The following is a 14,839-nucleotide window of genomic DNA, read 5'->3' on the forward strand; positions in this document are numbered from 1 at the left end:
CGTAGATGATCACCGAGACACCCTTGAACTCGCGCAGTTCGCGCTGCACGGCGTCCAGCTCGCGGCGATGGTGGAAGGTGACGATGGGCGCGAAGGTGGCGCGGGTGGGGTACTTCTCGGGTTCGTCGGTGACCAGGGCGATGCGTTTGACGCCTTCGGCGAAGACCTGCTGGCTGAGCTGGTCGACCCGCAGTTCGCCGTCGATGGGCTGGCCGCCGGTCATGGCGACGGCGTCGTTGTAGAGGATCTTGTAGGTGATGTTGACGCCGGCGGCGACGGCGGCGCGCAGGGCCAGCTGGCCGGAGTGGAAGTAGGTGCCGTCACCCAGGTTCTGGAAGATGTGCGGGGTGTCGGTGAAGGGGGCCTGGCCGATCCAGGTGGCGCCCTCCCCGCCCATCTGGGTGAAGGTGTCGGTGTTGCGGTCCATCCACTGGGTCATGTAGTGGCAGCCGATGCCGCCCTGGGCGCGGCTGCCTTCGGGCAGCTTGGTGGAGGTGTTGTGCGGGCAGCCGGAGCAGAAATGCGGGGTGCGCACGGTGGTGTGCTTGGGTGCGGCGAGGGCCTTCTCCTTGGCGGCGAGGAAGGCCAGGCGCGATTCGATCTGCTCGCTGGTGTAGATGGGGGCGAGGCGCTTGGCGATGACGCGGGCGATCATCGCCGGGGTCAGTTCGCTGAGGTTGGGCAGCAGGGAGTTGCCGTGCTCGTCGAATTCGCCGACGACGCGCGGGCGCTTGTCCACGGGCCAGTTGTAGAGCTGGCCGGTGAGCTGGTCCTCGATGATGCTGCGCTTCTCTTCCACCACGAGGATTTCGTCCAGGCCCTGGGCGAATTCGTGCACGGAGACCGGCTCCAGCGGCCAGCTCATGCCGACCTTGAGCACCCGCAGGCCGACCTGGGCGCAGAGCGCTTCGTCCATGCCGAGGTCGTTGAGGGCCTGGCGCACGTCGAGGTAGGACTTGCCGGTGGTGATGATGCCGAGGCGCGGGTTGGGCGAGTCGAGCTTGACCTGGTTGAGGTTGTTGGCCAGGGCGAAGGCGCGGGCTGCGTAGATCTTGTACATGTTCAGGCGCTTTTCCTGCGCCAGGGGCGGGTCGGGCCAGCGGATGTGCACGCCGTCCTCGGGCAGGACGAAGTCCTTGGGCACCTGGACCTGGACCCGCAGCGGGTCGACGTCCACCACGGCGGAGGAGTCGACGTTCTCGGCGATGGTCTTGAGGGCCACCCAGCAGCCGCTGTAGCGCGAGAGTTCCCAACCGATGATCCCGTAGTCGAGGATCTCCTGGACGTTGGCAGGGTTGAGCACGGGGATGGAGGCGGCGATGAAGGCGTGCTCGCTCTGGTTGGCGATGCTGGAGGACTTGCAGCCGTGGTCGTCGCCGGCCAGCAGCAGGACGCCGCCATGGGCGGACACGCCGGCGGAGTTGCCGTGCTTGAAGACGTCGCCGCAGCGGTCCACGCCCGGGCCCTTGCCGTACCACATGGCGAACACGCCGTCGTAGCGGGCGCCGGGGAACAGGCTGGTCTGCTGGCTGCCCCAGACGGCGGTGGCGGCCAGTTCTTCGTTGACGCCGGGCTGGAAGTGGATGTGGTTGTCCTTGAGGAAGGACTTGGCTTCCCAGAGGCTCTTGTCGAGGTTGCCGAGCGGCGAGCCCCGGTAGCCGGAGATGAAGCAGGCGGTGTTGAGGCCGTGGGCCTTGTCCCGCTGCTTCTGCAGCATGGGCAGGCGGGTAAGGGCTTGGGTGCCGGTCAGGTAGAGGTGACCGGTTTCGAGGCGGTATTTGTCATCCAGGCGGATCTCGGCCAGTGACATGCGGGCGCTCCTTTTATTTTTATGGCGACCAGGATGACCACGGTTGGGGCCATCGTCCCGTCCCTGGGCAGGATCGCTGCCCGGAACGCATGCCCAATAATCTGACCGAAGGGTTCTGCTTTTTTCTTTCTATTTTCGGGTGCCAAGGCCAGACTTGCGCATGATCCATCCAACAAGAACAAGATTACGGACTGATTCATGCACACCCTTCTCAGCCCCATCGATCGCAAGATCCTCCGCCTGTTGCAACACAACGCCGACCTCTCCGCCGCCGAAGTGGCGGAACGGGTGGAGCTGTCCCAGTCGCCCTGCTGGCGACGCATCCACCGCCTGCAGGAGGAAGGGCTGATCGAGCGCAAGGTCGCCCTGCTCAATCCCCAGCGCCTGGGGTTTTCCATCACGGTGTTCGTCAACGTGAAGCTGTCGGCCCACGGTCGCAACAACCTGACGGAGTTCGAGGAAGCCATCGTCGGCTACCCGGAGGTGCTGGAGTGCTACACCATGGCCGGCGGCTCGGACTACCTGTTGAAGGTGGTGGCCAAGGACATCGCAGGCTATGAACGCTTCCTGCGGGACCATCTGCTGCAGCGCCCTCACGTGCAGGAGGCGCATTCGAACATCGCCATGAGCGAAGTGAAGCGGACCACCGAACTGCCCCTCGATTGAGCCCGCGACAGGCCCGTTCCAGAGCGCCTGCGCGTCACCGTGCAATTTGCAATGCCGGGAATACCCCACCTTGCAAAGTGCACGGAACGGCCGTTTTGTTTTGTATTTAAGCATTTGATTTATATGGATTTTTTATAAAATCCAGCTTGGCACGACACCTGCTCTTATCCATGGCAAAAGGACCTATGGATGCAGGACCCTCCCATGAACAGCCTCTTCACCCTGTTCGTCGCCATCGCCGCCACCCTGCTCGTGGCTTCTGGTTTCGCTGCCCTGCACGGGCAGTACCAGCAGTACGCCACCCGCCAGGCGATCGCCGATATCCGCATCGCGCCGATGGAGTTCGTGCACGCACGGCAACCCGCTACCAGCCAGCCTGCAGCCAAGGCGCTGCGCATGACCGAGCAGCAGGTGCCCGCGCCGGTCGAGCGCCTGTCGTTCTGAGGGCGGTGCGATGCAGCTCGACTACGCCCTCTGGAGCCTGGCGCTCCCGGTCTCGGTCCTGGTGTTGGCCGGTTCGGCCTGCCTGGCGTTCTGGGTGATCGACTGCGTCACCTCACCGGACCAGCAGGCCAAGCAACGACGTGCCAAGCGCCCCGATGGGGATGACTCGGAATACGACCCTTTCTTTTGAGTGCAAGGAGCCCGAAATGTCGAAGTCGGCCTTGATCTGCCTGATGATGTGCGTGCTGTGCGCGTTCGGGCTGTGGCTGGAGCCGGGTGAAACCGGGTGGTTGGCGCAGGCCCTGAAGATCGGGCTGGCCACCAGCGGCGTGCTGCTGGTGCTGGCGCTGCTGGTGGGGAAGCGGGTCAAGTTCGACCCGGTGCTGCGTTAGTCCGCTGTAGCGAGGATCGTCAGCAGGCGTTCGAGGGTGGTTTGCAGGTCGCCGGAGTTGTCGAGTATCACCAACCCTTCACTTTCTTCGGCCAGCAGGGCCTGGGTGAAGGCGGCGTTGCGGGCCAGGCGGGCTTCGATCTCGTCTGCGGTCTCCCGCCCCCGGCGCAGCAGGCGCTGGCGCAGAACGTCCGGCGCCACGTCGAGCAGAATGGCCTGGAGCTGGGGATAGCGCCTACGCGCTTCGGGAAGATATCCGCGGGAACCATTCACCAGGACATTCAGTCCATTACCCAGCCAGTCATCGATTTCCCTGGGAATGCCGTAGGAAAGACCGTTGGCATGCCAGCTCATGGCGAAGGCGCCCTGGGCTTCCAGTTCATTGAAACGCTGGGGTGTAACTGGTTCGGCCGCCTCCCCCACCGCTTCGGCGGAGCGGGTGATGACCCGCCGGACCACCCGGCAACCGCGCTCGGCCAACTGCGGCCGGGCGGCGTCAAGCAGGCTGTCCTTGCCCGAGCCTGAAGGTCCGATGAGATAGAAGAGCCTGCCGTTCATGGGGTTCTCGCTCGCGCTACCGAGGGGCCTGGAAACGGCCGCCACGATACCGGGATCGGGCTTGTTTTGGCAGCCTCGGTCACCTGGAATCACCGAACGTCGAACAGTATCAAAACGCCAGCGCAGCGGCGTTATCATGGCAACCGTTCGGCAGCCTTACGGAACGATGCGGCTGTCTGACGGTCGATTCACCGGCAAGCGCTCTGCCCAGGGCTCCGAATTGCACAGTGACTCGCATTTCGGACAATTGGTGCTGGCAAAAAGCCTGCACCCAGACCAGAATTTACGACACAGTTTTGACGTCAAGGAAACGTTGCACTGACCCGCCGGGTCACTCCTGACGCCAAATGCGATGTCGGGCGGAACGCCTGATGCGAAGGATTGTCAAACCGGTGACAATCACGTAGCTCATTGCCAGCATCGCTCCCTGAACTAACCGGTTTATGAATGTATGCGCCCTATGAAACAGGCTATCTACTCCAGCCGTACCGCTGACAAGTTCGTCGTCCGTCTGCCCGAAGGCATGCGTGAACGCATCGCCGATGTGGCTCGCAACCACCACCGCAGCATGAACTCCGAAATCATCGCGCGACTGGAGCAGAGCATGCTCCAGGAAGGCGCGCTGGATGAAGGGTTGAGCATGCGGATCGACAGCCCGGAGCTTTCCCTTCATGAGCGCGAGCTGCTTCAGCGCTTCCGTCAACTCTCCCGCCGCCAGCAGAACGCCTTGGTCGCGCTGATCGCCCACGACGTGGAACTCGCCGCCGAAGAAGCGTGAGTCCGTTGCGACATTCAAGAGCCGCCCTTGAGGCGGCTTTTTATTGCCCGGGATTTTCAGACTTGAAGAAAAAGGCCCCGCTGGTGCGGGGCCTTGTGATCAGAGCAGGAAGATGGTCGCCAGCCCGAGGAAGATGAAGAAGCCGCCGCTGTCGGTCATGGCGGTGATCATCACGCTGGAGCCCATGGCCGGATCACGGCCGACGCGGGCGAGGGTCATGGGGATCAGCACGCCCATCAAGGCGGCGAGCAGCAGGTTGAGCGTCATCGCGGCGGTCATCACCACCCCCAGCGACCAGCTGCCGTAGAGGTAGAAGGCAACGACGCCGATCACCCCGCCCCACACCAGGCCATTCACCAGGCCCACGCCCAGTTCCTTGCGCAGCAGGCGCGAGGTGTTGCCGGGGCTCAGTTGATCCAGCGCCATGGCGCGCACGATCATGGTGATGGTCTGGTTGCCGGAGTTGCCGCCGATACCGGCGACGATGGGCATCAGTGCAGCCAGTGCCACCAGCTTCTCGATGGAGCCTTCGAACAGGCCGATCACCCGCGAGGCGACGAAGGCGGTGATGAGGTTGATGGCCAGCCAGGCCCAGCGGTTGCCGACGGACTTCCAGACCGAGGCGAAGATGTCTTCCTCTTCGCGCAGACCGGCCATGCTGAGGACTTCGCTTTCGCTCTCCTCACGGATCAGGTCGACGATCTCGTCAATGGTCAGACGGCCGATCAGCTTGCCGTTCTTGTCGACCACCGGTGCCGATACCAGGTCGTAGCGCTCGAACGCCTGGGCGGCGTCATTGGCGTCCTCATCCGGGTGGAAGCTCACCGGGTCGCTGGCCATCACTTCGGCCACCAGCTTGTCCGGGTCGTTCACCAGCAGACGCTTGATCTGCAGCACCCCCTTGAGGATGCCGTCGTAGTCGACCACGAACAGCTTGTCGGTGTGGCCCGGCAGCTCCTTCAGGCGACGCAGGTAGCGCAGGACCACTTCGAGGGTGACGTCTTCGCGGATGGTGACCATCTCGAAGTCCATCAGCGCACCGACCTGGTCCTCTTCATAGGACAGTGCCGAACGCACGCGCTCGCGCTGCTGGGCGTCGAGGGACTCCATCAGCTCGTGGATCACGTCGCGGGGCAGCTCGGGGGCCAGGTCCGCCAGTTCGTCCGCGTCCATCTCCTTGGCGGCGGCGAGCAGCTCGTGATCGTCCATGTCGGCGATCAGCGTCTCGCGGACGGCGTCGGAGACCTCCAGCAGGATGTCGCCATCGCGCTCGACCTTGACCAACTGCCAGACCGTCAGGCGGTCTTCGAGCGGCAGGGACTCAAGGATGTGGGCGATGTCGGCGGGGTGAAGTTCGTCGAGCTTGCGCTGGAGTTCGGCGAGGTTCTGACGGTGGACGAGATTTTCCACCAGGTCATGGTGCTGGCCTTCCTGACGGTGGGTCAGGTCTTCCACCAGCTTGTGGCGATGCAGCAGTTCGACTACCTGGGCCAGGCGATCCTGCAGGCTCTCTTGAGGCTTCTTTACTTCTACTTCGGTCATAGCGCGCTCCACCCCCAGTGGCGGCGCACGCCAAGGAGGGTCAATCAGTCAATACGCGATTGGCAAATCGAGATCTTGAGTAACTACTGGGTAAGTCCATGAGGGGTGTCCAAAAGCCTCGGCGAGGCTGACCGCGCAATGATAACACCGGTCAGTCATTTTGCGCGTTACAAAATCGTGGCCAGAACAATCGGTTGCAGCATAAAGCTGAGATTGCTTGCACCTTCCGTGGGACGCCGTCACGCCCTGGCGAGGCACCGTTGGGAAGCAAGTAAAGCAGATACCTTCGAGGCTCATCGTCATGGAGGACCGCTCATGCTTCGATACGTCGCCACCCTGGCCCTGCTGCTCGCCGCACCGCTGAACGCGCCCCAGGCCGCCACCATCTACCACTGCAAGGGCCCGGACGGGCGCATCACCTACTCGCAACTGGGTTGCCCCGACGACCAGCGCATCGCCAGCCAGGAAACCGCTCCTGCCCACGGCGAAGCGGAGTACCTGCTGCCGCCGGCCAAACCCGAACGGATCGTGCGCAGGAGTCGGAAGGAAGCGGCCGAGAATCGGCGCGAAATAACGGTGGTGGGGGAACGACAGGACGGCTGTGGCAATCGGATCACCGGCACCGAACGGCGCCAGGCGATGTTGCGCAAGCAGGTGCGCACCGGGATGACGCAACGGGACGTGGAAAGCATGCTCGGCAAACCGGACCGGATCACCCGCAGCAACGGGCTGACCCGTTACCACTACACGCCGAAGAAAGGAAAGGGACGCAGCCAGGTCGTCGCGTTCGACGAACAAGGCTGCGTCAAGGGAAGGCGCTGAAGCAGCGCCTGGAAGGCAGGGAATGGGAAGGGAACGGACGCCCGCCCCGGCAGGCCGTTGAACACCCGCAGCGTTGCCATAGCAGCGTTCAGGTGTTCAACAGCCCGCTAGCGGCAGGCGTCCAAAGCGGCCACGAGCTCTCGCTCGTAGCCCATGCGCTGCAGGCGTTCGGCCCGCAGCGCTTTCATCTGTTGATCGATCGGCGCATCCAGCGCCAGTGCCGATACGGCAAAAGCCGGAGCAGCCGGCAGCTCGACACGACACGGAACCGGCACCGGCACCGGCACGCGCACGTCCATGGGCGGCGGCACGGTTGGCGCGGCGCATCCGGCCAGCAAGCTCAGAGGCAATAACCACACCGCTTTCATGGCGCACGCTCGCGCCGCAGCTCCTCGGCAAACGCCCGCCTCGCCGCCTCGCAGGCATCCGCCGAAGGCGTGGGCTCCAGCATCACCTGGGCGGCGGCGTGGTAGTCACGGGCGGACCGGGACCGCGCCTCGGCAACAGCCGCCTCGGCGCGCTCGCTGCGCGCACGTCCCTGGCGCTCCAGTTCGGCCATCGCCTCGCCCTGCTTGAGAAACGCCAGGCGATTGGCCTGATTGGCCTGTTGCAACGCAACCAACTGCGCACGGGCCTCGTCCAACCGGGGCCGGTAGAACTGCCCCGCCATCCAGACGCCGAACCCGACCAGCCCGAGGGCACACAGCCCCCAGGCCAGCCAGCGGCTAGAAAGGAAGGCACTCATGCCAGTGCCTCCCGGAACTTCGCCCACAGCACCCGACGCTCAGCCAGGCCATTGAGCCCACCGTTGATGCGCCGGGTGATGGCCTCGAAGTCCCCGGCATCCGCCAGTTCGTTCAGCCCGTTCACCTGCCAGAACCAGGCGGCCGAGAGCACGGCCGGCTCCGGCTGGGCGAGCAGATCCGGTTGCTCCACCAGAGGCAGCCCCAGCGCCGCACCGCAACGCTGGTACTGAGCCCGACCGGTGATCTGCAACAGCCCCCTGCCCCGGTACCGCCACCCGTCTCCGGAAGCCTCGGGGCCGTTCCCCATGCGGTTGGCATACACCACATTGGCAATCGCCTCGGGCCGACGGTGCAGGCCGCGGGCCAGCGTATTGGGCTGCCCATCCGCACCCCGGAAACGAGCCGGCCAGGTAGCGGCCAGGCCGGTGGCGCTGTAGTTGAGGTTCTCGGTCAGCCGGGTGAAACCGGCGGACTCGTGGGCGGCTTGGGCGAGGAAGGCGGATTGGCGGGTGGGGGTGGTGAGGGAGAAGCGGGAGAAAACACTATCGAAGGTGGAAACGAAAACGCCCGCATTTAAACGGGCGTTGGTGGGTATAACATCAAACTCAGTCATTAATAGCCTCGCTAGGATTGGGCATATGTCCACCCATTTAGCCCTGACTAGTCATCAGCCAATTTCCAACTACATAGCTTCATGCCTCTTGGTCACCAAAGGCTTCAGGCCAACCGCCCGAAAAGTCATAGGTAGCAGGATCAGGTGCAACCTCCAATGCAGCACGATGCGATTCCGCGACCTCGAACAGCCTTGCATCAAGATCAACAGCAGCAGACACAGCATCGAAAGCTAACTGCACTGTCACCGCAATGAATGAGCCATCCATTGTCTTCCAATGCAACGGCTTTCCTAGGATGACAATTTCATCGTTTTCTGCTCCACCAGCGGCAAGCAAATCACGGGCCTGGTCTTTAAGAGCCAGATGTTGCATGCGACTTTCGGTATCGCTGTGGAGCCATTTATCTCCAATTTTTATCCCGTCTCCTTTACGCCTCTCACGTACAGCTTTAATTTTTTCCCACTGAGATGCCTTTACTGCGTCAACAGTCGGACTTGGCTTCATGGCGACGACGACTCGACCATTGACAACGTCGAACACTTCATCTGGATTTCGTGCCATAGCGACTTTAAAATCTTCTTCCGAAACATCAATCAGGTCACTCGGCAAGAGTGAGTATTGAATTTCATCAGGATAAAAACATCCAGTTGACTTACTGAATTTCATAACACCTCCTCAAAACCCAATCGCAAACCAGGTAAGCCACCAAGCGTCCGTCGTGCCGTAGTGATTGAAAATCTTAACAGTTACCCCTGTTTTAGATCGAGTATAAATCTGCTCTATAATTGCCGCCAATCCCGAACCAACATGAGTTCCATGAACACCAAGACAGGTGGTCGGAAATTCAATCGGGAATGTTATCTGATGCGTACCATCTTGCATTGAAGCACCCGCCCCCCATTGTAAAATCAATCCACTGGGAAATTTTTGGTATCCGCTAGCAGAGAGACTAGAACCAAATGAACTCGCGTACCTAAGAGCACCTACACCATACATGAGCCAACGATTACCACCGGCAGAAACAAAGGTAACGGAATCACCATCCCCAATGGCAGCACTAGTTAATGCTTGATTAGCCGAATTTGCAAATATACTATCCGACCCTTGAGACTTTACATAACAGCTCAGCGATACTGCACTGATATGAACAACACTTCCAGCCGGAACCGAGGCTGAAAGCGGGAGTGTTATATCCGTGCAACTGCCATATAGATTTATTGATGAATTAATACGATCACTACTAATTTTTTGCCCCGCCGTGCCATAAGAGAAAGTCCTTCCAAACCCTCCCATCGCACGCTGGACGAACTCTGTTGTCGCGATGCTGCTGTCATTATCAAACTGAGCCGGAGTCGGTGCAGTCGGATTGCCATAAAGCGCTGGCGACGAGATAGGCGCGAAGTTCTGCTCCTGGATCAACACCTTCAACGCATCACGCGTCAGCGCCGTCTCCACCCATTCGCTGGGATTGACCGACGGCTGTTTGCCCAGGCTTGCCACCTTAGCCTTCCAGACCTTGCCGCTCTCCTGCACGTGGGCGCTCACGGGGTAATCCTCGGTCGCCGACCACTCGGCGATGCCCCGCTGCAGGAGGTAGCGCAGGGCTTCGTCATTGCGCTTGAACAGCGCATTGAACCATTCCATCGGCGGGATGCCGTTGGTCTGGTCGAACGACACGCCCCAACCTCGGGCGATGTCGGGGAAATTCTCGACTTCTCCGGTTTTGGCGCCGGATGCAAAGACCGTCTCGTCAGGACGTTTGTATTGAGTCATGGGTAAAACCTCATTCGATTCGTGGCTAGAAAATCACCGGCGCAACGGCCGGCGATTGAGCGCGGCCCGCTCTGGAAGGGGGCTGGCGCTCGGGAACAAAGGAGGGGCAAACGCCCCGCCGATCACGAATCGATGCTCGCCATGGCTCAGGTTGAAACGCCCAGCCCGCGTGGGGCGGGCTGGTTTCTAAAAAACTAGCGGCCGGTGCTTTCGTCTCCTTTTGCGATGATCCTGATTGCGGCGATCGCCTCGGCGGCTACCGCCTTAGCATGTTCCGCGCCACCGGCCGCAATAGCAGCGCGGACCGACTCCTTAGCCTGCAGGCGCAGTTCACGAATCCGATACAGAACATCGGTGTAGGCAGCGGCCCGGAGAAGAATGCTCTCAGCGGCTTGGCGAGCGCTGCGCCCGTTGTTTACCCACGCGGACACACTGCGGGGCACAGAGTCGGACGGATACCCAGCCTCAGCAAAAGTCCGGGCGTCAGTTGCAGTCTTTTCGTACTCCAGGGCGCGTAACGGATCGACAACGAAGGAATTACGGGCGGCATCTGCAGCAGAGTCAATTGCTGCGATTAGGCCCAACTCGACGATATTGAGTGTTTCGAACGGCTCCGGCTCATTGCCATCAGCTAGCCAGTCCTCGTATTCCACCCACAATGGATGAGCACGTGGAATAAACACTCCGCTAAGTAGTTGAATCACATCAGGACTGTCGGTGAGCTTGTACATTTCGAACCCCTTATAGCTCGGCGTCTGCAGTCCAGTGGACCTGCAAATTTTGATTAACGGCACCGGAAGATGGCAGCATGAAATTCAGAGAGAAACAGGTTTGACCAATGTTCCCCAAAGATGTGGAAGAACAGTCCACGAAAGCAGATGTGTTGCGAATTTGCATATTAGAGATATCCGGGTTATATGCGGTAATTGCAGGGGCAACCCGTTTGCGAACGTTAAACCAGATATTGAATGAAGATCCGACTGCGCCACTCGCCTGACTTTGACAAAGAGCAGCTCCTGCACGTGTAAGAGTGCCCGGCGCATCACTGAGATCATAGCTCTTCTCGAAGTAGCGCTGGCAAAGCCCTAGTTCCTCTGCCAACGAACGGCGGTCGAACGAGGTAGCGGCCTGGCCTTCTTCTACTTGAACTTGAGCGAGGCTAAACGTGAGATTAGTTACAGGCCTAAAGAAAAGCAGTTCAAGGCAGTCATCTCCATTACTACCGAGAGCCTTATCTGATATTGATGGCAGGTCATAGATCAGTATGAACCTCTGCCAAGTCGCACTCAGGTTAATCGGATTTATTAAATCAACCCTCGCACTGGGACTGCCACCCGTACCAAAAAATTGGCTGAGATATACATCAATGCGTACATCACTGTTAGCTTTGGCATAAAAGCTGACAGCAACTTTTTTCCCCGCCAAAGTTTTTACGCTTTCTATGCGTTGGCGGAAATTTAAGTTACTGCCACCCGACGTAACGACTTGAGCAAAGTAAGTCGGCTCGCCTGCTACCTCTATCTGGTCGAGCTTAAATACTTGTCGTGTAACGGCCACAGATCCCACGGTGCCTGGATTCACCCGCCAACGGTCTGCTGTATACATGATGCCGTAGGGTGCGCTCGATGTGATGCTGGTTCCGCGCTGCCAAATGTTAAAGTCCCCGTTGATCAGTAGATTTTTTCGATGCACTTGGACAGGAAATTTCTGCTCTGGGTCGAATTTAATAAATTGTGAACCGCCGAGCACTTCACCGCGTTTCCCGACTGTGACTCGATTGAAACTCCCCACTGCAGCATCTGCTTTCCTCGCAACACACTCAAACACCAACCCAGAAGTGCCTAAGGCAAGAGTTTCATCAGTCGCTAACTGCCAAACCGAGTTGGCATTGACGGCGCCGTGCTCGACTGAAACGAACATTCCTGGCGTAACGTTAATGGCCGCATCTGCATCTGCATCACGAATCCAAGTATCAGAGGCGGCTATGTAGATGCCGTTCTGCAAAGCGATAATCTGATCCTTAACCAACACTCGATCACCAGCAAACGGCACTACGCCATCAATCATCTCCAACCCCTTGAGGCCAAGATTACCGGTCGTAGCAAGTCGCACACGGCTTTTGCCCAGTTGCTCCTGAATCAAGGCCTTCAACGCCTCACGGGTCAGCGCCGTCTCCACCCATTCGCCGGGGTTGACCGACGGCCGCTTGCCAAGGTTTGCCACCTTGGCCTTCCAGACCTTACCCCCCTCCTGAACGTGGGCGTCCACGGGGTAGTCCTCGGTGGCCGACCAGTCGGCGATGCCGCGTTGCAGCAGGTAGCGCAGGCCTTCGTCACCGCGCTTGAACAGCGCGTTGAACCACTCCATCGGCGGGATGCCGGCGGTCTGGTCGTAGGCCACGCCCCAGCCACGGGGAATGTCGGGGAAACCCTGGACCTCGCCCGGCTTGGCGCCGGATGCGAAGACCAGTTCGTCAGGACGGGAGTAATGCGTCATAGGAACCTCGCGAATTTTCCTTGGTTGAAGCCGAGTGCGCCGGCGGCGCCCCGGAAGCCGAAGGCCCGTTGGGGCACAGCGACGTAGAACTGGATACGGACACCCGCCGGTCGCGGCAGGATGTCCAGGGTGTTCAGCGCATAGCGCTTGAAGTCGCTGACCTGGTCGCTGCGGATGACCACGGTCAGGCTCATGTCGTACTGGTCGAAGACCAGGCTCTCGCTGTCGAAGATGAAGCGCAGGGCTGCGCTGATGTCGTCGACGGTGCCGAGTTGGTAGTTGCGGGCGATGCGGCAGCGGATGAGGAAGCGGTAGTCGTCGTCATCCAGCACCGCCGACTCTTCCAGCGGATCGCCCATGCGGTACCACTTGCCGGTGCCGAAACCACGGGCACCGGGGACTTCGTGGAAGCCGAACAGGCTGCGCGGGGCGAGCCCGTTGAGCACGCGGCTCTGGCCGACGTGCTTGCCCACCAGGTCGAGGTTGGCGCCCAGCGCGCGGTCGATGTCGAGCGCGTCGGGCAGGCTCGACAGGCCTTGCCAGGTGTCGCCGAACTGTCGCGAGAGCAGTTCGGCGGTGGCGGCGGCCCGGGACTTGCCCTGGTATTGCCAGATCAGCAGGCGGTCATAGCTCATAGCACCACCACCTCGATGTCGGACGGGGCGAACCGCGCCCGCTCACGCACACCGATGGCGATGTTATCCGCCGCCGGGGTGCCGCTGCGGCGGCTGATCTTCAGCTGCTCGACCCAGAAGCCCTGGACGGTGTTGATCGGGCTGTAGAGCCGCGACAGCTGCACGTCCTGGCCGATGCGGAAATCCAGCTGCGCCAGTTGCGACTTGATCGCCGCCACGTCGATGGCGGTGAACTCGGCGTCGCGCCGCAGCTGGACGAAGGCCTTGCAGTCCACCACCGCCGGGCGGTCGAAGCGGATCAGGCGCTTCATGCCCTGCCCGTCCACCACGGTGCGCGACTGCTGGCCCATGAGCCCGGTGCCCGCCGGCTTGCGCTGGAAGATCGCATGGGCGATGGCCTGCTCCTCGCCGCCATCGACGATCAGGTTGAGGCTGTGGCCCGGCACGCCGTCGGCGTCCGGGGTCGGGCCGGTGTTCTCCAGCCCCACCACCTGGCGCACGTCCGGCAGTTGCAGCAGCGCGGCCACCAGGCCATCGAGGCTGTTCTGCGCCGGGCGGGCGCGGCTGCGGAAGAAGCGCGCACGCAGCTCGGCGTCGGTCTCCTCCTCGGCGCCCACTTCGGCCGGGGCCTGGGTGGTGGCGGTGTCCCAGCCCAGCACCAGGGTCTCGAGGGTGAGGCTGCTGTTGGCCGGCAGGTTGTAGGCGCCGAGTTCTTCGCTGCGCAGGTCAGCGCGGGCGGAGCCGTCGACACCCAGGGTGACGTCGGCGGTGAGCAGCCAGCGCCCGCGGTTGGCGTCGCGCAGCACGGCGCCGGCGGGAATCTGGGTGCCGGCACGCCCGGTGAGGGCGGTGCCGCGCAGGTAGCTGTAGCGCGCCTGGCGCCGGGTCAGCCCGGCGTAGGCGACCCGCTGTTCGAGCCAGTCGCCACTGGCGTGGTCCGGATCGAGGGCGCGGTAGATGACCTCGCCCAGCTCCTCCAGGTCCGCACGGACCTGGGCGATGAGCCCGAGCATCTGCCCGTCGGGGCTGTCGGGCGCGAGGTCGATGTCGTTGCCATAGATGGCTCGGAACCCCTGGTCCAGCTCCGCAAGGATGCTGTCCAGGCGTACACCGACATAGCCCTTGTTGGTCAGTTGTCCCATGTTGGTTCTCCAAAGAAAAAGCCCCACGCGAGGTGGGGCTTCGGTTTGACGGCGGCGGCCGATCAGCGCTGGACGCGGGTGCTCAGGTCATTGCCGAGGTTGTCGCGCAGCGTGACGCCGATGGCCAGGCGCCGGTCGTCGGGGGTGACGTCCAGCTGGAAGTCGAGGATCTCGCTCACCCCCTCGGTGGTGAGGATGCAGCGCTTGATGTCCACCTCGATCTGCGCCAGGTCCGCCGGCCGCTCCATGCGGGGCAGCCAGGGCAGACCATGCTCCAGGTCGAGGAACCAGTCCCCCTGGAAGGAACGCAGGCGTGTGCACACACGCTGGGCCACGCATTCGCCGCCGTCGGCGTAGTTGTTGCGGCCCTGGCCGAAGGTCCAGTCGCCGTCCTTGTCTATTCGTCTCACTCTCATAGTCGT

Annotated in this window: 19 protein-coding genes; 6 read left to right on the plus strand and 13 right to left on the minus strand. The window is 61.6% G+C overall.

The genetic code is table 11. From position 1 onward, the window contains the following. On the minus strand, positions 1-1,810 hold a 1,810-nt coding region (locus BM198_RS19570), incomplete at its 3' end, for an indolepyruvate ferredoxin oxidoreductase family protein (protein WP_139233669.1). A 198-nt stretch (positions 1,811-2,008) separates the two neighbouring features. Here BM198_RS19570 and BM198_RS19575 point away from each other — a divergent pair. From BM198_RS19575 to BM198_RS19590, 4 genes are all read left to right on the plus strand, one after another. Further along, positions 2,009-2,476, plus strand: coding sequence for an Lrp/AsnC family transcriptional regulator (locus tag BM198_RS19575; protein ID WP_044411602.1), 468 nt, complete (start codon positions 2,009-2,011; stop codon positions 2,474-2,476). 204 nt (positions 2,477-2,680) lie between these two features. Further along, complete coding sequence (locus BM198_RS19580; RefSeq protein WP_074971828.1) at positions 2,681-2,920, plus strand: hypothetical protein; 240 nt, start codon at positions 2,681-2,683, stop codon at positions 2,918-2,920. A gap of 10 nt (positions 2,921-2,930) precedes the next feature. Beyond that, complete coding sequence (locus BM198_RS19585; RefSeq protein WP_074971829.1) at positions 2,931-3,110, plus strand: hypothetical protein; 180 nt, start codon at positions 2,931-2,933, stop codon at positions 3,108-3,110. 16 nt (positions 3,111-3,126) lie between these two features. Continuing rightward, positions 3,127-3,312, plus strand: a complete 186-nt coding sequence (locus tag BM198_RS19590; RefSeq protein ID WP_074971830.1) for a PA3371 family protein — start codon at positions 3,127-3,129, stop codon at positions 3,310-3,312. Here the strand turns inward: BM198_RS19590 and phnN are convergent. Then, positions 3,309-3,869, minus strand: a complete 561-nt coding sequence (gene phnN / locus BM198_RS19595) for a phosphonate metabolism protein/1,5-bisphosphokinase (PRPP-forming) PhnN (protein ID WP_074971831.1) — start codon at positions 3,867-3,869, stop codon at positions 3,309-3,311. The two genes, BM198_RS19590 and phnN, sit on opposite strands and share 4 nt — an antisense overlap. A gap of 451 nt (positions 3,870-4,320) precedes the next feature. Here phnN and BM198_RS19600 point away from each other — a divergent pair, with 451 nt between their 5' ends. After that, positions 4,321-4,647 (plus strand): Arc family DNA-binding protein, encoded by a 327-nt coding sequence (locus tag BM198_RS19600; RefSeq protein ID WP_044411587.1) that lies wholly within the window; start codon positions 4,321-4,323, stop codon positions 4,645-4,647. 99 nt (positions 4,648-4,746) lie between these two features. Here the strand turns inward: BM198_RS19600 and mgtE are convergent, their stop codons facing one another. Beyond that, a complete protein-coding gene (gene mgtE, locus BM198_RS19605; protein WP_044411585.1) occupies positions 4,747-6,189 on the minus strand; it encodes a magnesium transporter in 1,443 nt (480 codons plus the stop codon). Positions 6,190-6,504: 315 nt separating this feature from the next. Between mgtE and BM198_RS19610 the strand changes: the two genes are divergently transcribed. Beyond that, entirely contained in the window at positions 6,505-7,011 is a 507-nt protein-coding gene (locus tag BM198_RS19610; RefSeq protein WP_074971832.1) for a DUF4124 domain-containing protein, read from the plus strand. Positions 7,012-7,118: 107 nt separating this feature from the next. Here the strand turns inward: BM198_RS19610 and BM198_RS19615 are convergent, their stop codons facing one another. From BM198_RS19615 to BM198_RS19650, 10 genes are all read right to left on the minus strand, one after another. Then, positions 7,119-7,379 (minus strand): hypothetical protein, encoded by a 261-nt coding sequence (locus BM198_RS19615; RefSeq protein ID WP_074971833.1) that lies wholly within the window; start codon positions 7,377-7,379, stop codon positions 7,119-7,121. Beyond that, positions 7,376-7,756, minus strand: a complete 381-nt coding sequence (locus tag BM198_RS19620; RefSeq protein ID WP_074971834.1) for a hypothetical protein — start codon at positions 7,754-7,756, stop codon at positions 7,376-7,378. Before BM198_RS19620 ends, BM198_RS19615 begins: the two co-directional genes overlap by 4 nt. Continuing rightward, the gene (locus BM198_RS19625) at positions 7,753-8,370 is read right to left on the minus strand and encodes a glycoside hydrolase family 19 protein (protein ID WP_074971835.1); all 618 of its coding nucleotides are present in this window, start codon (positions 8,368-8,370) and stop codon (positions 7,753-7,755) included. The genes BM198_RS19620 and BM198_RS19625 overlap by 4 nt, the downstream gene beginning before the upstream one ends. Positions 8,371-8,449: 79 nt before the next feature. Continuing rightward, positions 8,450-9,037, minus strand: a complete 588-nt coding sequence (locus tag BM198_RS19630; protein WP_083422428.1) for a DUF4376 domain-containing protein — start codon at positions 9,035-9,037, stop codon at positions 8,450-8,452. A 9-nt stretch (positions 9,038-9,046) separates the two neighbouring features. After that, entirely contained in the window at positions 9,047-10,144 is a 1,098-nt protein-coding gene (locus tag BM198_RS30315) for a gp53-like domain-containing protein (RefSeq protein WP_208610377.1), read from the minus strand. 194 nt (positions 10,145-10,338) lie between these two features. After that, entirely contained in the window at positions 10,339-10,875 is a 537-nt protein-coding gene (locus tag BM198_RS19635) for a hypothetical protein (RefSeq protein WP_074971837.1), read from the minus strand. A gap of 10 nt (positions 10,876-10,885) precedes the next feature. Further along, the gene (locus BM198_RS29785; protein ID WP_139233670.1) at positions 10,886-12,640 is read right to left on the minus strand and encodes a hypothetical protein; all 1,755 of its coding nucleotides are present in this window, start codon (positions 12,638-12,640) and stop codon (positions 10,886-10,888) included. Further along, entirely contained in the window at positions 12,637-13,275 is a 639-nt protein-coding gene (locus BM198_RS19640; protein WP_074971838.1) for a baseplate wedge 1 family protein, read from the minus strand. The genes BM198_RS29785 and BM198_RS19640 overlap by 4 nt, the downstream gene beginning before the upstream one ends. Continuing rightward, a complete protein-coding gene (locus BM198_RS19645; RefSeq protein WP_074971839.1) occupies positions 13,272-14,417 on the minus strand; it encodes a baseplate J/gp47 family protein in 1,146 nt (381 codons plus the stop codon). The genes BM198_RS19640 and BM198_RS19645 overlap by 4 nt, the downstream gene beginning before the upstream one ends. Positions 14,418-14,479: 62 nt before the next feature. After that, on the minus strand, positions 14,480-14,833 hold the full coding sequence (locus BM198_RS19650) for a contractile injection system sheath initiator (protein WP_044411559.1): 354 nt from the start codon (positions 14,831-14,833) through the stop codon (positions 14,480-14,482). Between the last annotated feature and the right edge of the window lie 6 nt (positions 14,834-14,839).

The sequence above is a fragment of the Metapseudomonas otitidis genome (assembly GCF_900111835.1).
Lineage (GTDB): Bacteria > Pseudomonadota > Gammaproteobacteria > Pseudomonadales > Pseudomonadaceae > Metapseudomonas > Metapseudomonas otitidis.